Source organism: Psychrobacter sp. 1Y10 (genome assembly GCF_052259005.1).
GTDB lineage: Bacteria > Pseudomonadota > Gammaproteobacteria > Pseudomonadales > Moraxellaceae > Psychrobacter > Psychrobacter saeujeotis.
The window spans coordinates 250,650-276,356 of record NZ_JBQQES010000003.1 but is presented as its reverse complement, the minus strand read 5'-3'; the positions used below and the strand labels follow the sequence as shown (position 1 = coordinate 276,356).

15 protein-coding genes are annotated in these 25,707 nt (G+C 41.8%); 7 read left to right on the top strand and 8 right to left on the bottom strand.

Translation table 11 applies throughout. From position 1 onward, the window contains the following. Positions 1–22: 22 nt before the first annotated feature. Entirely contained in the window at positions 23–751 is a 729-nt protein-coding gene (gene murU, locus ACTXGH_RS06835; protein ID WP_439296052.1) for an N-acetylmuramate alpha-1-phosphate uridylyltransferase MurU, read from the top strand. 79 nt (positions 752–830) lie between these two features. Here murU and ACTXGH_RS06830 read toward each other — a convergent pair whose 3' ends face one another. The 7 genes from ACTXGH_RS06830 to ACTXGH_RS06800 all read right to left on the bottom strand — a co-directional run bounded on the left by ACTXGH_RS06830 (position 831) and on the right by ACTXGH_RS06800 (position 10,284). Further along, positions 831–947: a DUF2474 domain-containing protein gene (locus tag ACTXGH_RS06830; RefSeq protein ID WP_149031854.1), complete on the bottom strand. Its 117-nt coding sequence runs from the start codon at positions 945–947 to the stop codon at positions 831–833. Between the two features lie 96 nt (positions 948–1,043). After that, the gene (gene cydB, locus ACTXGH_RS06825) at positions 1,044–2,060 is read right to left on the bottom strand and encodes a cytochrome d ubiquinol oxidase subunit II (protein WP_439260655.1); all 1,017 of its coding nucleotides are present in this window, start codon (positions 2,058–2,060) and stop codon (positions 1,044–1,046) included. Then, on the bottom strand, positions 2,060–3,568 hold the full coding sequence (locus tag ACTXGH_RS06820; RefSeq protein ID WP_420884167.1) for a cytochrome ubiquinol oxidase subunit I: 1,509 nt from the start codon (positions 3,566–3,568) through the stop codon (positions 2,060–2,062). The genes cydB and ACTXGH_RS06820 overlap by 1 nt, the downstream gene beginning before the upstream one ends. A 382-nt stretch (positions 3,569–3,950) precedes the next feature. Further along, the gene (locus tag ACTXGH_RS06815) at positions 3,951–6,407 is read right to left on the bottom strand and encodes an esterase/lipase family protein (RefSeq protein WP_439260656.1); all 2,457 of its coding nucleotides are present in this window, start codon (positions 6,405–6,407) and stop codon (positions 3,951–3,953) included. Positions 6,408–6,742: 335 nt separating this feature from the next. Further along, complete coding sequence (locus tag ACTXGH_RS06810) at positions 6,743–7,852, bottom strand: tetratricopeptide repeat protein (protein ID WP_439296051.1); 1,110 nt, start codon at positions 7,850–7,852, stop codon at positions 6,743–6,745. Between the two features lie 276 nt (positions 7,853–8,128). Next, positions 8,129–8,767, bottom strand: a complete 639-nt coding sequence (gene coq7 / locus ACTXGH_RS06805) for a 2-polyprenyl-3-methyl-6-methoxy-1,4-benzoquinone monooxygenase (protein WP_439260830.1) — start codon at positions 8,765–8,767, stop codon at positions 8,129–8,131. A gap of 176 nt (positions 8,768–8,943) precedes the next feature. Further along, positions 8,944–10,284 (bottom strand): MFS transporter, encoded by a 1,341-nt coding sequence (locus ACTXGH_RS06800; RefSeq protein ID WP_439260658.1) that lies wholly within the window; start codon positions 10,282–10,284, stop codon positions 8,944–8,946. A gap of 345 nt (positions 10,285–10,629) precedes the next feature. Between ACTXGH_RS06800 and ACTXGH_RS06795 the strand changes: the two genes are divergently transcribed. Together ACTXGH_RS06795 and ACTXGH_RS06790 are read left to right on the top strand one after the other, a co-directional pair. Then, a complete protein-coding gene (locus ACTXGH_RS06795) occupies positions 10,630–14,067 on the top strand; it encodes an autotransporter assembly complex protein TamA (protein ID WP_439296050.1) in 3,438 nt (1,145 codons plus the stop codon). A gap of 121 nt (positions 14,068–14,188) precedes the next feature. Then, complete coding sequence (locus ACTXGH_RS06790; RefSeq protein ID WP_439296049.1) at positions 14,189–19,183, top strand: translocation/assembly module TamB domain-containing protein; 4,995 nt, start codon at positions 14,189–14,191, stop codon at positions 19,181–19,183. Between the two features lie 136 nt (positions 19,184–19,319). Here the strand turns inward: ACTXGH_RS06790 and hemP are convergent, their stop codons facing one another. Beyond that, positions 19,320–19,478 (bottom strand): hemin uptake protein HemP, encoded by a 159-nt coding sequence (gene hemP / locus ACTXGH_RS06785; RefSeq protein WP_227672156.1) that lies wholly within the window; start codon positions 19,476–19,478, stop codon positions 19,320–19,322. A 246-nt stretch (positions 19,479–19,724) separates the two neighbouring features. Between hemP and ACTXGH_RS06780 the strand changes: the two genes are divergently transcribed. From ACTXGH_RS06780 to cgtA, 4 genes are all read left to right on the top strand, one after another. After that, positions 19,725–20,801: an NUDIX domain-containing protein gene (locus ACTXGH_RS06780; RefSeq protein WP_439296048.1), complete on the top strand. Its 1,077-nt coding sequence runs from the start codon at positions 19,725–19,727 to the stop codon at positions 20,799–20,801. Positions 20,802–21,098: 297 nt separating this feature from the next. Continuing rightward, positions 21,099–22,046, top strand: a complete 948-nt coding sequence (locus tag ACTXGH_RS06775; protein WP_439296047.1) for a lipocalin family protein — start codon at positions 21,099–21,101, stop codon at positions 22,044–22,046. Positions 22,047–22,445: 399 nt separating this feature from the next. Next, positions 22,446–23,891 carry a glyceraldehyde-3-phosphate dehydrogenase gene (locus ACTXGH_RS06770; RefSeq protein WP_439260663.1) on the top strand — a complete coding sequence of 482 codons (1,446 nt, stop codon included), beginning with the start codon at positions 22,446–22,448 and terminating at the stop codon, positions 23,889–23,891. A gap of 456 nt (positions 23,892–24,347) precedes the next feature. Next, entirely contained in the window at positions 24,348–25,556 is a 1,209-nt protein-coding gene (gene cgtA / locus ACTXGH_RS06765) for an Obg family GTPase CgtA (RefSeq protein WP_439296046.1), read from the top strand. Positions 25,557–25,707 lie beyond the last annotated feature (151 nt).

The following is a 25,707-nucleotide window of genomic DNA, read 5'->3' as shown; positions in this document are numbered from 1 at the left end:
ATAATGTTAATAAGGAGCGTGCATGTCTGTTATAACCCAAGCGATGATTTTGGCGGCTGGTAAGGGGACACGTCTGCGTCCATTGACTCTTGAGACCCCAAAACCGTTAGTTGAAGTAGGTGGACAGCCGCTAATTGTCTGGCATATACAGGCATTACAAGCCGCGGGCATCACTGATATTACTATCAATGTCTCGTGGCTTGCTGACAAGCTAATGAATACCCTAGGCGATGGGTCGCAATACGGGGTAAATTTGCATTGGTCGGTTGAAGATGATGAGCCTTTAGAGACCGCAGGCGGCATTTTCCAAGCGTTACAAACGGGTAAATTACGAGATGAGCCTTTTCTTCTAGTCAATTCTGATGTCTGGACGACCTATGACTTTGCGCAATTGCAAGATTATACGCTGAGTGCCGATCAGCGCGCACATCTATTATTAATCGATAATCCAGAGCATAATAATAGCGGTGACTTTGCTATTAATAATGGGCTTGCCAGTGAGACTCCAATTGGTGAGGCAGACAAGTATACTTTTGCTGGTATTAGCGTGATGTCACCCAGATTGGTTGATGGCTTGGTTGCAGGACAACCGGCAGCACTAGCACCACTACTCAAGCAAGCGATGCTTAAGTTTCAGATTACCGCTGAGGTTATCACTGATAATTGGATAGACGTCGGCACACCAGAGCGCTTAGAGCAGATAAATGACTTTATTCACAGTAAAGGCGCTGATAATCATTGCGGTGTTTGATTAATAAAAAAACTGGATAAATAAAAAAGCAGCGCTGATCATAAGATTAGCGCTGCTTTTTTATTACTTAGATAATAGTTTAAACGCCCATTGCCAATTTAATTAATTGGGCAATAGTAAAGATAACTAAAAAACCTGCCAGATATAGACCAATGAACCATGCCCACTGCGATTGTTTTTTACTGAGCTTTTTCATGGGAACCTCCCCATTTGCTTTTTGTCTGTGGCTGGTGTCATTTAACAAAGCCACCACAGTCATTCTAATTTATCCAATTTATACCGTTATTAGTCATTAGTACATAGGATTGTGATCAGATTTTCCCTTAAAAGTATAATACGCAAAAGCGGTATAACTTAAGATAATCGGTAGCATAATAACTGCACCAATCAACATAAAGGAGAGCGAAGTGTCAGCCGCTGCTGCCTCATAAATTGTCATCTGATACGGGACTATATAAGGGAATATAGCAAAACAAACACCAATATAACCCATCAAAAATAGAGCAACCGTCAATAAAAATGGACGGTACTCGCGCTCAGTATTTAAGTCTTTACGCATTAAAAAGAATAGCAATACAACAATAAGTGGCATTGGCGCAAGATAGAGCAAGCCTGGGAAGCTAAACCAGCCTTCAAGTGCATCTATATCGGAGAAGAACATAGATACCGTGACGGCAATCATTGCGGCTACTAATGCCATTAACATCCAGCCGGAGACTTTACGCGCCCAAACCTGTAGTTTGTGTTCAGTTTTGATGATAAGCCAAGTAGAACCAAGTAGTGCATAACCAATAATAAGCGCAAATCCGCACATGATTGGGAATGGTGAGAACCAGTCAAAAGGTCCGCCTGTGTATAAACGATTGCTTGCTTCTAATCCTTGCACCAAGGCACCGAGCATGATCCCTTGAGAGAAAGTGGCAATCACAGAACCTACAAAAAAGAAGGTATCCCAGACATGACGGCGTGAAGAGGCTTTAAAGCGAAACTCAAACGCAACCCCGCGCATAATGAGACCAAATAACATAGCGGTAACGGGCAGATATAGCCCAGTCATAATGATACCGTAAGCGACTGGGAAAGCGGCAAACAAGCCGCCACCGCCCAATACTAACCAGGTCTCATTACCATCCCAAAATGGGGCAATAGAGTTCATCATTCGGCTACGGTTTTTGTCCGAGCCTGCAAACGGGAATAAAATCCCGCAACCTAAATCAAAGCCATCAAGCAGTACATAGATAAAGACAGAAAGAGCAATGAGCCCGCCCCAAATCAAAGGTAAGTCTAATACATCGCCGTAGTTAAACATTAGCGCAACCCTCCGTCTTTTTCATCATTCGCTGGCGTATCAAGATCTTCTGTATCATCTTTCTTAGTGTTTTCAGAAGGATTACTATCACCACTCAATGTGCGACCTTGCCCTTCGGTAATAGAGTGCTCATAGAAGTTATCATCTGAAGGATCTTCATAAGGTTTTGGCCCTTGAGCAATTAAGCGTAAGATATAAAAACTACCCGCACCAAAAACAAAGATATACAGCACAATAAAGCCAATCAATGTCGTTGCCACTTGTTGGGCGGCAACGGGTGACATACTTTCAGCCGTACGTATCACCTCATATACCGTCCACGGTTGACGGCCTGTTTCAGTCACAAACCAGCCGGCGAGTAGTGCGACAAAACCAAGTGGCGTCATCATCATCCACGCACGGTGGAACCATTTACTCTTAGGATCAAATTGCTGCTTTTTGAAGTATTTGTAGAGACTAAACAATCCTACTAGAACCATCAACGTGCCAATACCCACCATGACGCGGAATGACCAAAATACAATCGGGACATAAGGTTGATCCTCTGGTGCCCAATTTTTAAGCCCTTTAACTTCACCATCCAACGAGTGAGTCAAAATCAAACCAGATAAATAAGGGATTTTAACTTCATAATGGTTTTTTTGTGCCTCTTGGTCTGGGATGCCAAATAGGACCAATGGCGCCCCGCGCTCATCTTCCCAAAGTCCTTCCATCGCTGCAACTTTAGCAGGTTGATGCTCAAGCGTATTTAGACCATGCATATCGCCAATCAATACCTGCGCTGGCGCAACAAAAATAGCCATCACCATTGCCATACCTAACATCACGCGACCATGTTTGCGATGTTCAGTATGTTTTTTGGATTGGATATAGTAGGCACCGATACCACCAATCACAAAGGCAGTGGTCAAGAACGCTGCTGTCATCATATGTGCGTAGCGGAACGGGAATGAGGGGTTAAAAATAACCTCAAGCCAGTTGGTCGGATAGAGCAAACCATCAGCACCAACCATAAAGCCTTGCGGTGTTTGCATAAAGCTGTTGGCCGCCAAAATCCAAAACCCTGAAATGAGCGTACCAACGGCTACAATCGCAGTTGAAGCGAAGTGCATACGCTTGCTCACGCGTCCCCAACCAAACAGCATGATACCAAGAAAAGAAGCTTCTAAGAAGAAGGCGGTCAGTACTTCGTAAGCTAGTAGAGGCCCCAAAACGTTGCCAGCTTTGTCTGAAAATACTGCCCAGTTGGTGCCAAACTGGTAGGACATGACCACGCCCGATACGACACCCATACCAAAAACGACAGCAAATATTTTTACCCAGTGCTTATAAACTTCTGCATAAATAGGCTCACCTGTTTTTAACCAGCGAAATTCAAGCACAGTTAAAAAGCTGGCAAGTCCGATAGAAAAGGCGGGAAAAACAATATGAAAAGAGATAACAAAAGCAAACTGGATACGCGCTAGCATCAGCGCGTCCATCTGATCGATCATAAACGTAGCGAACATAAACGGTTACCTTTACCTGTTAGCTGACTAGCGATGGCTTCCATGATACGCTCAAGTAACTGTCCGTAATCAGTGGTATAAACGTTACGGGCAATAGCCAAGTGTTATTTAGCTACAAACGACATTTAGCTAAGGACGTTTTATATAAAGATAGTTTATACAAATACTATTTAGCTGTAGTAGATAATCTATATCCTTATAAATTAAAGTCATTTGTCTGTAAAATACGTAAATCAATATGTATTAATGTGCATATATTATGCGCCACCCTAGGTATACACGCAAGCTGTGCATAGTAAGCGTTGTTATCCTAATGCCTACTCATCCGTCATTAATAGTTGCTAATAATAAAGATATATTTAACAATTGCTTATAACGGATATTACTGCTTCAAATGCTCGTGTAAGATGCGTCTTAACGTCAAAATAGTTTGCGGATTGGTTTGTATACTGTGACCACCACTGATAACGGTTTCAGAAGCCGCGCCTTTAAGGTGGGCGCTGGTGTAAGGCACGATACCATCGGATAGACGCTCAGTGAGTGCTTGGCTAATATCCTCATCCACCATCACCGCTGCGACGAGTGGCGCGCTTGGTATAGAAGATATATCAGTATCATCATTTGCATCGGGTTTTATCGCTTGGGATAAGTCTATCCTAGCTCCACCAGGCTGCATCTGTGCCAAACCTTGAGTGATATCTGTATCATTATTGGCAATAATTGAGTGGTAGGTAATGCGCTCATTCATCGTGATATCTTTGGTTAATTGAATAAATGAGGACTTGTTACTCAATTGACTGGCACCGTTTTGTAGATATAGCGCCCCTAAAGGGTTTTGTGCTAAATCGCCTTTAATTGCAAGGGTGGCTAAATTGTCAGTGACTGTTTTTATCAAACCTACCGGCAAGTACACAATACGGCGCAAAGCACGGGTAAACCAGCGATCTGCATAGTCAGTGCCTCTAAAGGGCGCGGACAAAAATACAGCAGTATCTACTTGTGGTAGTGCTTGTAACTCGAAACGCGTTTTTAGTTGCTGCTCGCCAAAAGATTGTTTAAGAGCGTCACGAATCTTACTTTTTTCACTAATAGAAAGCATGTTTTGGTCATCAAGCCTGTCTAGATCGTCCACTAAGTTATCGTCAGACAGCATCATACGAGAAATAAGAGCGCCCATACTATGACTGATAATTACGCTATTTTTACTGGCACGATTTTGTCCGTTAGGATCTGTTTGCTGATAAGTAGTTTCGAGTAATTTTTGAATCTGATAGCGGTTTTCTAAAATAGGCAGATTGGTCGGATAAAATATTTGCCATACTTGATAGTTGTCACGTAGCTTATCGTCATTGAATATATCGTTAGTTAGGTTGACCCAGGTGGCAGGACTAGAGGCCAAGCCATGTATCATAACGATGACACGCTTATTAGGATCATAGGGCTCAAGCATGAATAGCTTAGGTAGCGTTGCCTCTTGACGCCGCGTCAGTAAGTTTAAATATCCGACACCGTCGAGCTGGTTTTCTGCTAACCATAGACCATAACCTGCTGAAAAATTGGCAGCAAGTGGATAGTCATTGCCAAGAATATGGACGTTACTACTACGATAGGGGTTGTATAAGTGAATATCGAGCTGATTGCTACTAAGTACATCAAGGATGCTGTCACCAGCTGGTTTTATGAGACCTGTCATCAGTAAATGCCCAGTAGGATAAATACGTGTACTTACTGCGCTATCATCCATGCTGCCATTATTTATCGTTTTAGATAGTTTGCCTGATAGTGATGATTCTAGTAGCTGACGAATGGTGGTAGTATAACGGTCATCCAATGATGCCACCAAACCAATGCCCAAACCTGGACGCTTGCTGACAGAGTTCAGACCCGATAGACGCAACTCATAAGTTGAGGTTAAATCGGCAAGGGCAGATGACTGCTTATGAGCATTTTGCAAGTAGGTATTTTCGTTCGGTAGATAGACGTTAAGATCATAATTATCAACTTCAATATTCATGATTTTGATTTGATCGGTGGGTTTACCACGTAACGGTGCTCGATTGGCGATTGCCGCTTTATTACCATTATCAATAGTAGTACTGGGTGGCAGATAGTTTATTTTTGTACCGCCAATTAGGTTATTTGAGCTGTCTGTTGATCTGTATAGCTGTGTAACGACGCTATTGGTGGCAGCATTATAGATATCTTGGGTTTGGATATCGATATCGGTTGGGATGCGGTTTGGCTGACGCGCGACAGCCTTATCCGAATTAGCCTCTTCAAAATCATGGGTTAGGCTGTCGTAAAACAGATAAGTATAGCTAAGTTTAATGGCGTCAAAAAGCCGCGCTTGATAGCTATTGACACAAGTTTCGGTATTTCGCTGTTGGGTATCAGCTTCCTCGGCTGATAAAGGAGCATTGGCATAATAAGGGTCAAGAGGTGGCCGTGCCAAAGCCTGCTGGCATTCATTTAAATTAGCAAGTTGACGAGCTTTGGCATAGTGAAGCTCAGCGTAGACAGCAAGCGCTGATCTATAGTGTTCGTCGAGCATGCTATCAGTGAGCTGTGCTAGACATCGATCAAAATACTGCATGCAAGCCTGCTCATTGAGGCCAGCGGACAGTAATGTTGAGGAAGTAGCGGTACTAAGTTTGTTATCAGTGACGATACTACCACGCTGAGTATTGATAGTTTTTGCCTGAGTTTGTTTATTGACTGAGACTGTACTACAAGCAGGCACTAGCACCAAAGTCGCTGCTAGTGCTACTGGCGCTGTGATAGCCATTGGCTTTTTCTTAATGTAGGCTGCTGTAATCGCAGTAAGAGAGGCAAATGACATGGCAGACCTTAGTAGATAAATTATATAAATATAGATTTTCCATCAGTGCTTTATTAAAAACACTCATATAGTGTTGAGTCTAGCGCAACTTGTGCGTTTACACTATATGGATTAATGCTTAAATTTTGATTGTTGAGCAGTGTGCTTTAAAAAACAATGCTGAAGACAGATAGTCTTCTATAATAGATAGGTCAATCCATAAAAAAGCACGTTCGCTTTATTATTGACATGATATCAATATAAAACAAACGTGCTTAACTGACAGCTAATTATTGAGGCAACGCTTCAATTAACAATACAAATGAGCGGTATCCCATTCACTTATAGCAATAAACCTAGGTAATAGGGGTATTTGGTTTAACGTCGATGTCAGGTGCAGGCAAATCCCAAATGTAGTATTTACCATCTTCAATCAGTTTAATCTGTTGACGAATGATTGAGTTATCCGGTACTTGTTGTTCAAGACGGCGCAAGCGATCTAAGGCTTCATTACGGCGATCACTCAACAAATCAGACTGCGCTAAGCTTTGTTCAGCTTCGGTATAGCCAAGCTCAACAGCTTTGTCCAGATACTTTTTACCTTCTTTAAACCCGCCACCTTCTGATAGCATCATGCCATACAAAAAGTTGGCTTCTCCACTATCTGGCTTGGCTTTGATAGCGCGATCTACGTATTGACCAGCACGAACTGCATACTCTGAGCCTAAGTCTAGGTTGCGACCCATACCGTTAAGTTTGGCAGCACGCAATAGAACATCAAAGGAAGCGTCAGGCTCGCTGGCATAAGGTTCGATCCACTCAGTCAATACTTTGATTTTTTCACGCGTGTAGTGACGTTGTGAGCGATTAGGGAAGTTTGGTGGATAGTGGCGTGCGTTGGGCGAGACGTCTTCAATAAAGTCATCAAGTAAGCTGACATCCAGCTTGTCTGTACCAAGGCCCGTTTTTTGTGAAATCAATAGTGTTGGGACAAAACTAATATCTGAGACACGAACTTGCGGCGTTGGTATGCTGTTTAGCTGGCCTGCACTGATATCGATACCGGTGCTGGTAATAGGGCCACGTTGATAGACCTGTGTGGTACCAGTAGGTTTCGGTGCTACAGGGACTACAGGCGTATATGGCGTTTGTTGAGTCGGTGCAGTTGCGCGGTTTTGCTGAGTAGCATCTTGCTCTGTTGTTTGTTCAGCGGCTTTTGCATCGGATGGACTCAATGGAGCGTTACTAGATTGGGCGTTACTAATCGTTGCATTTGGCTGTGCGCGGCGAATAATACGTTTGCTTGAGTCAATGGCGCTAGGTGCATTGGCGCTAACAGCAGGTGCAGCAGCTGTATCAGGCGTTGCCGCTAGCGCGGGCGCTGACAGCATCAAAGTACATGCCGCTGCTAAAGCAGTTAAAGCAGCTGATTTATTATGTTTGATGGGGCTTATGGGTTGGCTCATGGCAATCGTTACCTTGGTTATTGATAAATTATTTTTGATAAGTAATGTTTATATAATGAACATATATAGTGAATACTGGCTGGTTAAGAACTGTACAAATTTTTTATACCCTATCAAATTAGCATAAATCCTCTCAATAGTAGGATTGTTAAAAACCCTACAGATTAGCTTCAATCATCAAAATCATAAGGGACTTAATATATTAAAACCTTTTATCAAAGTACAGGTTTTAGTGGGCTGCTTTAACGAGAAAGTATATCGGGCAGTGTTGCCAAACTATAAATGATAGGCTGTGGCTTTCATACGATTGGCCATCCAACGCATGGTACGGCGAACAGGGGGCGATAATGCTGCACCGCCACTATTAATCGCCAGCTCTCGATGATGTAGCTCTTCGATATCCATTTGTGCCAGTATGGCGCGTGAACGCTGGTCTTGTGCTGGTAGCTGTTCGATATGATCTTGTAAATGCTCACTAACTTGAGCTTCAGTTTCAGCGACAAAGCCTAAGCTAAACTCGTTTGAGATAGCACCAGCAACGGCACCCAAACCAAAAGACATACCATACCATAATGGCGTAAAAATACTGGGATGGCTGCCCAGCTCTTGCAAACGAGTCTCACACCATACTAAGTGATCTACTTCTTCTTCAGCCGATTGCTGCATGGCTTGTTTTACGCCATCATCTTTTGCACTAAACGCTTGCCCGTGATATAGACCTTGCGCGCATACCTCACCAGTATGGTTGATGCGCATAAGACCTGCCACGTGCCGCGATTCTGTAATACTTAGCTCAGGAATCGTATCATCATTGACCGGTAATGGACGAGTACTGGGGTTGGAGTGTGGAACGACTGCCCGTAGCGCCTTATCAACGCCAAGAAGCAAATTGTCTATCTTAGATAACGAACGCAGTGCCATAATTAGCTCCTGATATAACTTTGTGTCGGTATTGGCTTATGTAAATCGTAAAAATAATCTTTCATCACTATAGCAAACAATCTCAATTATCGGCATCAAAATTCGTGCTATGACATGATTATAATTCAACGAATCCCTTGTATATTATTGATGAAAACTGCCATGCTACATTAGCTTTCACTGCTGGGTAGTTCATCATAAGTCTGCATAACGGCTTGCCCAACATGCTTGTTAAGCTTGATATATAAAAACACGCCGAAGATGATATTGAGTAGGCCTGTGACCAAAAATAACTGTGGCAGTGACAGATTGAGACTGTTTAATACCACGATAGCAAATATAGCCGAGGTAACCATAAATATAGCATTGAAGATATTATTGGCACCTACGATACGTGCACGATGACTTTTGGGCGCATAAGCCTGCATAGAGGCATAGAGGGGCACAATATACAAACCACCACTAAACCCTAAAAAGAATAAATCAGCAAATACCCGTAAGCTACCGCCTCTACCAAATACATCGCTAATCCCTAAGAGAGTGTTCGAACTCAAATCGTTATTTAGCCCTGATAACGAAAAATAAAGGTCAATAGCAAAGATACTGAGTCCTGCGATGCCAAAAGGCAACAGTCGCAAGCTCACTTGATTTTTCGTCAAACTTTTACACAGTAAAGAACCAATAGACACGCCAACAGAGAAGAGAGTCAATAGAAAAATAACGACAGACTCATCACCCTGTAAGATGACTTTGCTAAATTCAGGCGTCTGAGTCAAAAACGTTGCCCCATAAAACCAAAACCAGCTATTGCCCAAAATTACAAAGAACAAAAAAGGCAAAGAATACAAGTAACGTACCGTGGCTATACTAGTAGTAAAAACATTCCAATTAATAGTCAGATTGGGCTGCATCGCTGGCGTCATAGGAATAAAGCGCGCTGCCATATAGCCCAATAATGCTACAACTACAACCGTTGCGCTAATCCAATATAGTGACTGTGGCAGCTGCGTTAATACTCCAGCGACTATCATGCCGAGTAAAATAGCAAGAGAAGTACCCATTTGAAACAGACCATTGGCCCCGACAAGCTCGTCTTTTTGCATTGCTTGTGGCAGATAAGCATATTTAATCGGACCAAAAAAGGTAGAATGCGTACCCATTAAAAACAGCGCTACAAATAGCAGAGCATACCATTCAAACACAAAGCCTATAGCCGCCACTGTCATAATGACCAGCTCAAGCAGCTTAACAAAGCGGGTGAGTTTCGACTTTTCAAACTTATCTGCAATCTGTCCCGCCAAGGCAGAAAATAAAAAATAAGGCAAAATAAACAGCATGGCGGCTAAATTATTCAAGATGCTCACTTCCACGCCGATTTGACTGGCGGCAGTATAGGTCAAAACTAAAATCAGTGCTTGTTTAAAAATATTGTCATTAAAAGCACCCAAAAACTGGGTAAAAAACATAGCGTTAAAGCGACGACGCTTAAATAATTGAAACTGATTTGCCATGTGGACTCCTACAAGTGGCTAGCGTCTGGTGCATAGAGTGAACTAAATACAGGCAGCATAAGGTATTTGTATGCTATATAATTGTGATTATTATCAAAAACTTATTGAAATATAGGATAGGTTGATGGTTTTTAGACCGTATAATAGCAAGGCTTTGCTATAAATACATGTGCTAGATGCTATGATTTGATAATTAACTAAGCTATGATTTGTAAGCTTGACATAGTGGTGTCAAAGTTGATTACCAGTATCACTAATATTAAATATGATAAGTACATTCACCGGTTAGTGCAGGCGGTAGTCATCGTCAGTATAGTATGCCGCGTGAAGTGATAGGAAATAAGTATGATAAGACATCAGCCTTTAACGCAGTCGCGCAGCTATTTTACCCGCTCAACGCTTTTTACCGCGTTAGCAAGTGCGTTAGTCGGCTTTGGTGTGGCAACTCCTGCCTTTGGTGCAGATGACGTTGATACCAGTAGCGAAGCATCAGCCAAGCTTTCAAGCTTGTCCAAATATAATGCGCTAATGACTGATCAAGAGACTGAGCTTGATGCAGCTTTAGATGCGCTACGCCTAAAAAAAGCAGTAGAGCAAGGTGTCATCGATGAGTCAGTATTAGAAGATTATAGTGAGCAAACATTAAAAGGCGAGTCAAAAAACTCTCTATCGACCAAACCTATCAATAGTAAGACGACCGACTCAGACAATATTGAAAAAAGTTCAACCAGCACACGTGATGATAATTTATTAGAGCAGGCAGCCACAGTACAGCAGCAAGGCTATCAGATGATGACGCCTGAACAAATTGATCGTGAGCTTGCGGCGGTAGAGGCGAAAAACAATCAAGACAATACGTTAGGCGACAATAGTCAGAACAGTGATAGCGATTTTGATAAACCGGTAGCGACTTTGGATAGCCGTGATACGCCCATCGGCTTGGATCCAAGTCTAGATGCAGCAAGCTTACCAGCACCGACCAATCTTGATACTCTTGGACGACTAGAAAGTAAGAATGAGAATGCTGAATCTGATGAGATTATGTCACGCCCGATTGAGGTTAGTGATGCAGTCAGTAGCAATGGTGTAGATAGTAGCCAACAGAGTCCTGTACAGACGCTTGCGCAGCAAGAACGTGATCCAGTAACAGGTACTGACGATACTATAGCTGATACTAAGGCTGATGCAAGTACGGGTAAGCTGCCTATAGTAGATGAAACGATAGAGCAGTCAGGCGAGCAAACAGAAGCTTTAAACCCTGATGATTATTTACCTGACTATCAAGTAGCAACAGAAACTCAAGCAGTGACCGATAGCATCGTACAAGCATCCAAACCTAGCTCACGGGCACGTAATAGTAGCAACATTGTTAAACGCTTATATAGTCGTTTGTTTAATGGAGGCGCCATGGCTCTACCACATGTAGAAACCAGCGTTTATTTACAGCAGACAGATGGTAGTAGCGCTGAAAATACAGACGATACGCAGCCAAAACTTATCAAAGCTGATGAAGATAGCCAACCGATTAACAATATTAAAGCTGCGCTTGATGATACAACTGTACAATCTGTTGCTGATTTTACCGCAGCTTTACCACGTTTGCGCCAGACTGCTTTAGATGCTGCGCAAGCAGTAGGCTATTACGACGTTACCTTACGTTTACGCCAACCAACCGTTGATACCATTGACGTCATTATTGAAAAACTTGGTGAGCCAGTACGTGTCGATAGCCGCGTCGTAGATATTCGCGGTCAAGGTATTGAGCAGCCTGAGTTTAAAACCCTTGAAACAAGTATGTTACCGCAAGAAGGAGATGTCTTTAATCACCGCGTTTATAAAAATAGTAAGGCGGCACTTGAAGCATTAAGTGATACATATGGTTATTTTGATCAATACTGGTTAAATAAATCAGTTGATATTATCTTGCCAGACAATACAGCTGATGTCTCACTGGTCTATAACACAGGCGATCGTTATCAATTTGATGATGTGGTGTTTTTTACCTATGATGAGGAGACAGGAACGCTTACTACCGATCCTAAAAAGCTACCAGTAGAGACCCCATTACTAAAGCAGATGTTTGACTTTGAAGCAGGTGATCCGTTCTATCGTCCTGATATCACCAAACTTGGTAATGATTTGTCAGCGACTCGTTATTTTAACACCGTCAATGTTGAGACAATATTGCCACCAGATGATATGAGCGAAAACAGCACGTTAGCTTTCGATAATACGCCGATAACTGCTGATAATAATGGCGTTATTGATGGCGATGTCGACAATGCTATTAACGATATCGATGCGTCTAATAATGACAATATTGATGATTCGATAATAAATGCCAACAATACTAAAGCTGCCTCTGGCATTGCAGACGATAGTAATGATGTCGATGTCAGTAGTACCGATATTGATAGGGCTGACAATACTACTGATAGCATTGAGACCAACAACGGCGCTACTGTAGATGCAATAGATGTGGCTCCCATCGAATTTGAAGTTGACCAAGAAACACAAGACAAGTTATCGGCTATCAAAAGTAAGGCAGATCGGTTAAGCGGGTTACCAAATAATCGGGTGCTCGACGAAAAAACACAAGAAGCTGATAATCTTTTAGGCAAAATTAGCGACTCTATAAGCAAAGTCGCCAAAAAAATCTTCCCTGATGATGAAAGTATATTGGACGAAGATTTTGTACCGCCAACCCTTGCAGGACGTAAAACCCCAGTAGAGGTTCAAGAAAGCAAAAAAGTCCCTTTGTATGTTTTTGTCTCTGCTGATAAACCGCGTGATGCGCAAGTCGGTATCGGTTATGGTACAGATACGGATGTACGAGCGACTGCTAAAATCGACTATAACTTAATTAATCGTAAAGGCTATCAAGCAGGGGTAGAGACTGAGGTGTCTCGGATCAATAAAAATATCGGTGTCTATGCCAGTCGACCATGGAAGCATCCGCTCAACGACAAGCTAGAGGGACGTCTCACTTATGAAGAGGAGGTGATTGATCAAGGTGAAGGTAACTTTGATTTGTCAACCAAAACTCTGAAAGCTGGATTGGCCCGTAATATTCGCCGTGAAAATGGTTGGAATCGTAGTTACTCTGTACGTTATCGTTTAGATGAGCTGGAGACTGGCGTTGATGATACTGAGTTGGATGATCTACCCATACGTTTTACATCCTCTAAACCTAAGCAAAAGGCACTATTATTTGGTTACGGCGTCAATAAAACGGACGTTGACAGTGTGACCAATCCAACGCGTGGTATACGTCAGTACTATGGTATTGAGGCGGGCGCAGATAAAGCGCTTAGCGATACCGATTTGGCTATAGTTAGTGCAGGTGTCAGTGGTGTCTATAGCTTTGGTGATGACAATAAGCATCAAGTGCTTGGAAGCGTCAATACAGGCTACATATGGGCAGATGACTTTTATGAAGTACCCTATAAATTGCGCTTTTTCGCTGGTGGGGATCAAAGCATTCGTGGCTACGATTATGAAAGCTTGTCTCCGCTAGAAAATGGTTATCTAACTGGTGGACAAATACTAGCAGTCGGTAGTGCTGAGTATAATTATGAATTTATTCCAGGCTTTCGCGGTGCAGTATTTACCGATGTGGGTAATGCTTATGACAAAGATTTTGAGACTGAAACCAAGGTTGGCGTTGGGGTCGGTGTTCGCTGGGCCTCACCTGTGGGTGTCGTACGCGTAGATGTAGCCGCAGGCGTGACAGAAGATAGTGTTCCAGTTAGACTACACTTCTTTATTGGCTCGCCACTCTAGTAAAAATTATAGACTTGACTATATGTAGATGATTGAGTTTATTAAAGTAGAAAAGTCTATGAGCCATTTTTATCTATCCTACCGATTGCTGGTAAATAATCTTTTAACGTAGTTGAGTATCATGTTGAACAAAAAGACCCCGCCCAAACGTTCACCCGATGAAGATCCAGCTCAAAGAGATGCTCGTGCAGTAAAGCGCTGGTATCCACTGTCCTTTGTATTCAAATTATTAGTATTGATACTTGTCGTTCTACTGCTTATGTTTGCAGTATTCTTTTATATGATGGGCACAGAGTCAGGGACGAGGTTTGTCTTAGAAAAGGTCAGTGCAGAAACAGGCATTAAACTTACATACGGCAAAGGCAATTTGCGAGATGGTATCTGGGTCACAGATATAGATATCAAAGCGACTGAAGATCTTGAGGTTTCGGTAGACAAAGCATACGTTAAGGTAGGCTGGCGCGCTGTCTTTTCTAAAGAAGTACACCTTCGAGATGCTGATATCCAGCGCATAGAAATCATCAATAATAAACCACCAACTGGTGAGCCATTTGATTATAAAACACTCAAGTTACCAGTCAATCTACGCTTTGATCAAGCTAAAATAAAAAACATTGTTTATAAACAAATCACCAAAGATCCTATCGTGGTACATGATATTAGTGCTCGAGATTTAACGTGGGTAGGGAGTGAAGTCACCATTGGTCGCGGCGATTTGCGTTATGCAGATATTGTAAAAATCAATGCATTACAGGGCAATATAGATTTACAAGGCGACTATCCATTGGACCTCAGTGCCATCGCTGAAGTCAGTGCTTTAGAAAAAGCGTATATCGATCCCCTAAACATTACAGCGACAGGTAGCTTAAAGCGTACTGTAGGTAAGGTGCGTAGTCGTTATAATGAAGGGGATGTCCGAGGTGAGTTTGTCGTGCAAGGTCTCGATAATGATGCGCCTTTTCAAGCCAAATTACAGTGGGATGATGTTCTCATTCCTTACGCAGATGCCCAAAACATTCATCTAAAAAGTGGTACTGCTACGGCAAATGGGGTCATCTCTGAGATACGTTTGCGTATTAATACTGAGTTAACTGCCAAAGATATCCCTTCAGGACATTATCAGGGTCGCGCTATCATCGCCAATAGCCAAATGCATGTCGATCGTCTAGACGCTAATGTTCCAGCTGGACATTTAATATTACAAGGTATTTTGGATTGGAAAAATAGCTTTGATGCAAAAGTGCGAGCGACAGGTAGTAATTTTGATGTTCGCCGCGCCATTCCTGATGAGTATACTGACTTTAAGGCGTATGCACCGCAAAAGCTTAATGGTCGACTATCGGTGCATTATCAACAACAAAATAGTGTTGGTAATACGCAGATTGATGCAGACTTGCGTCAGCGTGATGGTGAGCACATCAATGCCAATATAGTACGTGGTAAGACTTCATTAAAGTCTAAACAGGTGGCTCCTTGGTATATCAATGCCAATTGGCAAAACCTTATTCGCAGTAATGTCCCTAATATCGGTGATATTAACAGTCCAAATGGACAAGCCGATGTCATTGTGCGCGGTGCACGTTTGTCTGTTGATGCCAATGCCCTTATCAATGAGTTAAACGCAGCCCCTAAAGGCAATTATGATGTCAAAATTCGTAAGAATGGCGATGTCATTGATATAAATAGTCTCAACTATAAAGGCATCGTTGGTGATTTATCGGGTAATGGGCAAATACAGCTAGCAACTAAGCGCCGACCTTTGACGTGGCAGATAGACGCGCGCACTAATGGCTTACTACCCAAACAATATCGTAACGATTTACCACTTGAGCGTCTAACAGGCCGCCTCAACGCCAGTGGTCGTTTGCTAGATATCACCAAAAACGGTGTCAAAGGTCAGCGGCATATTATTAATCTCAATAATACGGATCTAGAAGCTCAGCTTGATGCCACACAAGAGGGTCGTGAAATTGGTATAGCAGGGACGGGTGACGCAAGCATTGATCTCGTTGGAGGTGAGCTGTCGGTTTTCGATGCACGTTTTGATGGTCAGCTCAATACTGCTGATGTTCCTGATGGTCGACTATCTATTGATGCCGCTGGTACACCAAAGCTAATCAATGTGCGTAAGTTGGATTATACTGGTGAGGCAGGCGCTGTTAATGTAAAAGGTGTGCTTGATCTGCGCCAAGATATTGGCTGGACAGTAAACGGCCGCTTTAATAATTTTGATTTGGGTTATTTTTTACCGAATAATCCAGCTATTCTTTCCGGTGATTTGAACACCAGTGGGCAGTGGCAATCTGCGTCCAAAAACCATCCTGATGAAAAGGGTAAACTACAACGTTTTGCTGTAAATTTCGATGGGATGCTAGATGCCAAACAGCTACCTGCTGGTAAACTGACCATTGATGCCAATGGGGACTCGCAGCTCATCCGTATCAAGCGTTTTCGTCATATAGGCACAGCAGGTAGTATTGACGCCCAAGGCTCAGTCGATGTGAGCAAAGGGGTTGCTTGGGATATTAGTGCGGTGATGGATCGCTTTAATCTAGGTTACTTCCTAAAAGATACACCGAGTACGATTACGGGCAATATAAAAACGGATGGTAGCTGGCGTAAAGCACAGCAGATTATCAACCTAACACAAATCGATCTAAACGGTACTCTAAAAGGTCAGCCTTTGAGTGCTAAAGGGAGCTTAGCGGCTAAATTAAACTTACCTGAAGATCTGACCAACTATTTTGAGCGTTTAAAAGCCCAAGACGTTGAGTCTCAATATCAGCAGGTCAATGCTCTCATCGATAATCTGAATGCAAATAACTTAGTACTACGATGGGGCGACAACTACCTGACGGCTGATGGTAATGCCAAGCAGTTGCAAACAAAAATCAATATCACTAGTCTCGATCAACTCTCAGATAAGCTGACGGGCAAAGTCACTGGCGGTGCGACCTTGTCACAGCCAGCAGGCCAGGCGTTGCCAACGATCTACGTAGATTTGGTCGGTGAGCGTATTGTGTTGCCTGGATTTATCTTACGTGAAGGCCGTGTACGCGGTAAACTTGTGAATTTAGCCAATAGTCCTAGTCAACTGATTATTAGTGCAGAAGGTTTAGATGCAGCTGGGCAAAGTTTTAAGAACATCGATGCCTCGTTTAGTGGTACTGAGCAAAGTCATGTCGTTAACCTTAAGATGGCTAATGAGAAGCTAAATATCTCAACACGATTAAAAGGTGGTTTTAATCGTGACCAGTTGAGTTGGTCAGGGGTGATAGGTAAAGGACGTGTCCAGTCGCAATATGCAACCTTAAACCAGTTACAACCTGCACAGGCTATTGTAAATTTACCAAAACCACAGAATAGTGGCAAAACTGATCTAAAAGTACAGTTAGCAGCACACTGCTGGCAAGCAGAGGATCAGACTGGCAAATTATGTTTGCGCGAAAACCTTATAGCTTCAGCTGCTGGTGGTAATGTTAATTTGGCTTTACAAAAGCTTGATACATCACTGTTTTCAGTGTTCTTACCCAAAGATATTGATTGGCATGGTCAGATTAATGGCAAAGCTATTGTCGGCTGGCAACGTGGCAAACCGCCTACCATCAATACAACGCTATATTCTGACAATGGCAAAATAGGTCTGATTCAAGATGGTGATGCTGCACCTGTAACCATCCCTTATGAGCGTATATCACTCATCGCATTATCAGTCCCTGAAGGATTAAAACTGCGTGCAGATGTCAATACTGGTAATGGTGCTCGCGGTTACGCTGAAGCCATAGTAGATCCGTACAAAGCGCCCAAACCAATATCAGGGGCATTAGTACTTAATGAATTTAATCTGGCTATCCTAAAGCCGTTTTTCCCGGGAATGCGCGTATTAGAAGGTAATATTACGATGGCAGGCGGCATTGGCGGCACCTTAACCAAGCCCCAGTTTTATGGCGATGTAAAACTTGCTAATGGTCGTGTTGCGATGCTTGATCTACCAGTCAATTTATCCAAAATAAACGCTACAGCAAAAATCCGCGGGACAGAAGCAGCTATTGACGGTAAGTTTAATAGTGGTACAGGTACAGGTACCTTGATTGGGACCATTAATTGGCAACAAGAGCTGCAAGCCAAGCTGAGTATTGTTGGTGAAAGATTGGTGTTAACGCAGCCACCATTATTATTGGCTGAGGTCAATCCTGATATCGATATTATCGTGCGACCAGGCGATCGCTACGTTAACATTGAAGGTGCAGTTAGCGTACCATCAGCGACGATTCGTCCTCCTGAAGCGAGTGAAGATATTATCACCCAAACTGAAGATGCAGTGGTGATCGATAGACGTTTAATTGGTAATATCGATGACGTTTTAGCAATATCAAAACCTTGGTCGATTAACGCTGATATTGGTATTGATTTGGGTGATGATATTAACTTCCGTGGCTTTGGTGCTGTCATTCCTTTGGCAGGTGCTCTTAATATCAGTCAAAATGGTACTGGTGTCATGCGCGCTAAAGGGGTCGTGCAGGTATCTCGCCGTACCAGTATCGATGCGTTTGGACAGAATTTAGAGCTAAATTATGGACAGATACGCTTTAATGGCGATGTGATGAAGCCCAATTTGAGTATCGAGGCTGTAAAAATAATTGATGATAAAACAGTCGGCGTACGTGTGACAGGCAACACTGAAAACCCAAATATCGTTGTCTTTAACAATGCAGGCTTGACGCAACAACAAGCGATGAATGCTCTAGTGACCGGTCGTATCGACGATGGTGAAGCAACTCAAGTTAGTGAACAAGGATTTAAGTCACAGGTCACTAATAGTCTGGCGGCAGCTGGTCTCAACTTTGGCTTGACTGGTACACGAAGCTTGACCAATCAAATTGGGCAAGCTTTTGGTTTGCAGAGTCTAACTGTGGATGCTTCAGGTAACAGTGAAGATACTAATGTTAATGTCACAGGTTACGTCACTCCTGATTTATACATTCGTTATGGGGTTGGCGTATTTAACGCGGAAAACAGCTTGTCTATTCGTTATCAATTGACACGCCGTATTTATGTCGAGGCGACCTCTGCGGCTGAAAATGCTGTAGATGTGGTCTATAGCTGGCAGTTTTAAATTGTACTCATTGCGCTATTTTAGGGATGACTGTGGTTGTCGACTATGATAAAAGGCTGCTATCAATAGCCAGTGTTGATTATCTTCCAATAAAAAACGCCTTTCAATAGAGGCGTTTTTTGTTGGTACAATTAGGTTATTTGGTCAAAATTAAGCGATTGTTACGAGTCAAACGCAAGCGATACTCTTCGCCTTCATGCTCAATACGGACTTCCTTGGTTAAAGCAAACAAGTGCTGCGATTGTAAAGTAGGCAAACGATTTTCACGGCAGTTTAAGTAGCGAGAGATGACCATACTCATAGTGAATTCCTTTTGATTAAATAACTGTTAAAGTAATAGTGGTTGCTAACGATAATAATTATCATTTACATTGAAGTATTTTGCAAGCCAATTGATAAAATAAAATACAGTTATTGTGTAAATATATCTAAATCAATCATTACTAACACTATTATTGAAAAAATCTTAGACTTAATTCTAAAAAACTTGACCGAATTTTGAACGAAAAGCTTTATGAGAGAATTGATTAAGGAGAGAGCTATGTCAAATGCATCGACCAAACAACTAGGCAACGATATAACTGTCACGATTAATGTCGCCATTGCTGTTATTTACTATAAAGATAAGTATTTGCTTGGATTTCGAGATAAGTCTCAGCATCAAGGCAATCGCTATGAATTTATAGGCGGCAAGATAGAGGCTCATGAAACTGCAAATCAGGCACTAATACGAGAAGTTGCTGAAGAAACGGGCATCGTCATTCATCATAATACGATCGTTAAGCTTGGGCGATTGCACCATGATTACGGTGATAAAAAAGTAAGTTTACAAGTCTATCGTGTCGAGCTGACGTCTCATCAGTATGACGTATATAAACATCAAGGCTATGGTTTAGAAGGACAGATGCTAGCATGGGTAAATAAGTCTGAGCTATTAGCAGGAAGCTACAACTTGCCAGCTGCTAATAAAACGATTCTTGAATGGCTACGCTTGCCTTCAAAAATAGCAATTACCTATCCTTTATCACAGTTCAGCACATACCCTGACGCAGCGACAGCATGGTTACAATATCATCAAGCTCACATAGCGTCAGATGCTTGGGTATATATTCGAGTCCAAGATATAGGCTCAAAGAACGTCGCAAAGCAGCTGATGGGTCAGCGACCAGATATTAAAGTCATTATGCCTAATGACATCAACGAACATTATTCAAACCATCACCCAGCATCTAGTCATCAAATTATAGCGTACCATCTAACACAGACATCGTTACTACAGTGGGCTGACGAAGTTAAAGATAATGCTGCTCAATTGCAATCTTTACATCATCCATTAATAGTAAGTTGTCATGATGCTGATAGTATTTATGCAGCCAATAAACTTGCCAATAGTCGTTTAGAGCGACAAGAGTCACCAGTCATCGGTATTTTCTTATCCCCTGTACTGGCCACTCAAACGCATCCTGATGCTAAGCCTTTAAGCTGGGAGGCATGGTCAGATCTAGCAGCACTTGCAGATATGCCTGTCATTGGTTTGGGTGGATTATCGCCCAATTTATTTACTCAAGCGACGCAGTATGGCGCCACGAGTATAGCAGGTATCCGGCAGTTTCTTTAAGCTTATGAATGAAAAATAGCATCGTTTTCTTTACCATGGTCTATTATTGTTTTTCGTTAAATCTTTTACATACCAGTTACTATGTATTTAGTATTACTAACAAAGACAATATTATTTACAAACGGTTGCTTTTCCCTACAATGCTACACTGTTCCGATTTCCATTATATCTTTAATATTGCAGTTAAAAATTATGTGAGATAAACGTATGGAGTAAGCAACTGATTATAAGCCTTACTATAACCATACTTATATCAACTAATAAACCGCACTATTAATTCAAAATAATGGTATTTTTATGAAAACCAATAAGTTACCTACGTCAGAATATTCTGACATACAGGCAGCCGGTTCTCAGTCTGGGCAAAATCATCAATTGGTTAACAAGCGTTTAACAAATGATGTAAATACAGCGAATAATTATAGTAATGCTAGCAATGATGCCAACTATAATAAGTCTATACATTTGCTTTCAGGCAGTGAGAAATCAATAAATAACGATCTTACTTCTACGGGCTTAAATGACGAAGTACCGGAGCGTATATTTATGAATAGTCTGATTAAACACACTGGAATAGCACTAGCGATTATTGTACCGTTAGCTGCGTTTTCAGCCTATGCTGCAACGCCGCCGGAAATGCCTGCCTCACATGATGCCACTAGCGTCAGTACTGGTAAAGTAGATGCAGAGGTAGCAGCCAATATGACTATAGATATTACACCTTCTTCTATTATTCATCAGTCAGCTACTGAACCAACTACAGTAGATAGTCTTGATTTAACAAAATATAGTGGAACATGGTATGAGATCGGTCGTTTACCAATGTATTTTCAGCGCAACTGTGCCAGCGATGTGACTGCTACCTATACTCCTAATGTAAAAGACACTGGTATTACGGTATTGAACCAGTGTATTGATGAAGATGGTGAATCGGTTACTGCAGAAGGTCTTGCAAAGCCTGCAGATGATACAGGTAGTAAGCTTAAGGTTACTTTTTTACCGTCATGGATTCGCTGGTTACCTGTTGGGCGCGCCGATTACTGGGTGTTGGCACATGATCCCAATTATCAAACGGCTTTGGTTGGTACCCCAGATAAAGAATATTTGTGGCTGCTGGCTCGTTCACCAGATATTTCACAAGAAGCTTATGCAAAATATCGTCAAATTGCTCAGCAACAGGGTTATGATCTAAAAGCTTTCACATTAACGGATCATCGTAATCAAACCGTAAATTTGGTCCCTTAATATTAAATAAAAATTGATCAAGTGATCGGTAGTCTTCTGTCTGTTTGTAGCGAACCTAATAGTGAGTATTGACTCAGTTTGGTAGATAAATAAAAAGGTGACCTAATAAGTTGCCTTTTTGCTGTGTTATGAACATAGTTTCTGTCAAAAACAATACATGATTGATATCAAACGTTAGTAATAAAGGTTATCACTAGCAAAATCAGGCATTTTGAGCTAAAATGTACCCCAATTAAAACCTATGATAAGTACGACCAAAGAGCTTATAAACCTACTACATAATATAATGATTAATAAGTATGTATCAATTTTACTAACGTAGCGTCTCTCTCAGTTTATAAGTTTTTAGTACTTACATAGCCTTCTATATTTTACAAACACATTTTACTGACCATAAGGATGTTTCTCGTGAGCCAAGCTAATACCTTACGCCAATTACATCAAGATCGTCTAAATAGTTACAACGATCAAGAACAACAAGCTATTGAGTTAATTGGACTGTTAAACAAACTCTATAACGAAAAAGACGTACAAGTTACTTTGTTCGGTGAGACACTTGATACAACTTCAGTCGGTCAAGTACTGGCGTTGCATCAAAAAGCAGCTATTCGTGAGCAAAATGGTAAGCCTATTGCTATTGCTGACACTTTAGAGATGGTTAAAGCATTGGCTTCTAGTAGCGACATTCAATCATCACGTGTAGATGTTGGTCAATTGATCGCCAATGACACTGATTTGCAAGCGGCTTTACAAGAGGCTGGTGACGATAAATCTGCACAAAACGGTACTACTGACGTTGTGTTGTATGGCTTTGGACGTATTGGACGAATTTTAACGCGTCTATTATTATCACAAGCATCTAGTAAAAAGGGTTTGCAGTTAAAAGCTATCGTAGTACGTCCGGCTGCTGCAGGGGATCTTGCTAAGCGTGCGTCATTACTTGAGCGTGACTCCATTCATGGTAGCTTTACGGGCGGCGTAAGCGTTGATGATGATAACAATGGTATGGTTATCAATGGTCGTTTTGTACAAGTGATTTATGCCAATGATCCAAGTGAGATTGATTACACAGCTTATGGTATTGATAATGCGTTAGTCATTGATAATACAGGTATATGGAAAGATGAAGCTGGCCTAGGTAAACACCTACAATCTCAAGGCGTCAATAAAGTATTATTGACTGCGCCTGCTGGCGGGGATATCAAAAACGTCGTTTATGGTGTTAATAACGATACTGTTGGTGAGGACACCATTGTTAGTGCTGCAAGTTGCACGACCAATGCCATTACGCCAACATTGAAAGTATTAAACGATGAATATGGTATCGAAAACGGTCATGTTGAAACGATTCATTCGTTTACTAATGATCAAAACTTAATTGATAACTATCATAAGTCTGATCGTCGTGGTCGCAGTGCAGTACTAAACATGGTGATTACTAGCACTGGCGCGGCTAAAGCGGTTGGCAAAGCACTACCAGAGCTTAGCGGTAAACTGACAGGTAATGCTATTCGTGTACCTACTCCTAATGTCAGTTTGGCGATTTTGAACTTAAATTTAAAGCAAGCGCCACAAGGTGCAGACGCATTAAATGAGTTTTTGCGTAAGATGGCTAACAGTAATACTTGGCAATCACAAATTTCTTATACCGATTCGACAGAAGCTGTATCAACAGATTTTGTTGGTACTAAGCACGTTGGTATTGTTGATGCGCAAGCCACTATCGTTACTGACAATCATGCAACTGTCTACATCTGGTACGACAACGAAGTAGGCTATAGCACGCAAGTACTACGCTTGGCGACTCAAATGGGTGGTATTAGCTATACTCAGATTCCTGCATAACATCTGTATATGTGAGGTACGAGGGTAAGCTTTTGTTAAGCTACTTTGATTGTTATCGCTTATGAGTACAGCTCAAGAAGCCTAACATGCTTACAGTGTAGAACAACACCCGATATTCCGTTTGGTTATCGGGTGTTGTTGTTTGATAACATCCACAACGGTTCTACTGGTATAATGATCATAAAAGTGATAAAAAACTTTTCGTATTTCTATTATATGATAATAAGAGCGCTACTATAAGAGTGTTACTAATTGGTATCTAATTTGACTATAAAGCATGCTTGCTTTGTGGTAGGCATATTTTATGAGTAGTCAACTTATACCAGTCAATTTAGTGATTGAATGATAGATAGACTAACAAGTAGATGATTAGTAGACTAATTAAGTATATAGATATCTTTAAGTACCAATATAAAATCAGCCAATGACTGTAATCTAGAAAGTAAGGAACGTAAGATGCGATTTATTGATGAAGCCGTCGTAACGGTAAAAGCAGGTGACGGTGGTAATGGAATCGCCAGTTTTCGCCGAGAAAAATACGTACCACGCGGTGGCCCGGATGGCGGTGATGGCGGTAGCGGTGGTGATGTCTATGTTATTGCCGATGATAACACAAATACTCTAGTCGACTATCGTTATACGCGTCGCTATGATGCCATGCGTGGTGAGAATGGTCATAGTAAAAACTGCGCTGGTAAAGGCTCTGATGACGTATTCTTGCCAGTACCTATTGGTACGACTATCATTGATACCGAGACAGACGAGGTACTAGGCGACTTGGTTGAGATTGATCAAAAAATATTGGTTGCTAAAGGTGGCGACGGAGGGCTTGGCAATACTCACTTTAAAAGCTCTACCAATCAAGCGCCGCGTAAAGCAACCTCAGGTTTTGAAGGCGAGTTAAAGGTACTGAAGTTTGAGCTAAAAGTAGTGGCTGATGTCGGTCTGGTGGGATTGCCTAATGCTGGTAAATCTACTTTTATTCGTCAAGTCTCTGCTGCTAAACCTAAAGTTGCTGACTATCCATTTACGACGCTGGTTCCTAATTTGGGTGTGGTAGATATTGGACGTCATCGCTCATTTGTGATGGCTGATATTCCAGGTCTAATCGAGGGTGCGTCTGAAGGTGCTGGTCTAGGTATTCGCTTTTTAAAGCATGTTGCTCGTACGCGTCGTCTACTACACTTGGTTGATGTAAAGCCAATTGATGGTAGCGATCCGGTAGAGAATGCTCGAGTTATCCTAAACGAGCTTGAGCGTTTTTCCCCTGAATTGGCCAATTTGCCTCAAATTTTAGTGTTAAATAAAATTGATCAAGTGGTTGAAGAAGACTTAAATGAGTTATGTACGCATATCGTAGCAGAGCTTGGCTGGACAGGTATTGTGTTTCGCACATCCACTTTGACAGGCGAAGGTGTTGATGCTGTCAAATATCATTTAATGAATGAAATTGAGCGTGAGCGCGAGCGTGAAATAGAAGATCCTATTTTTGCTGATGCACAAAAAGAGCGTTTTGAGCGTTTAGAAGAAGAAGTACGTTTAAATACAGAGGCGCAGCGTGAAGCGTATCGTGCGGCTCGCAAAGCTGAGCGTGAAGGTACCAATCTTGTAGATGATGACGACTTAGATGACGATGACGGTGTAGAAGTAGTCTATACCTCTTAGAATGTATTAGCAGAAGATAACGGTAGTGTTTGCTGATATTCTCTGCTAACGTTTATACAAATTTGATGTTGTCGTGTATGAGACTATATGAGGTTTTTATACAACAAAATAGATCATCTATTATTATTTTTAAATCAACCCCCACAATTTA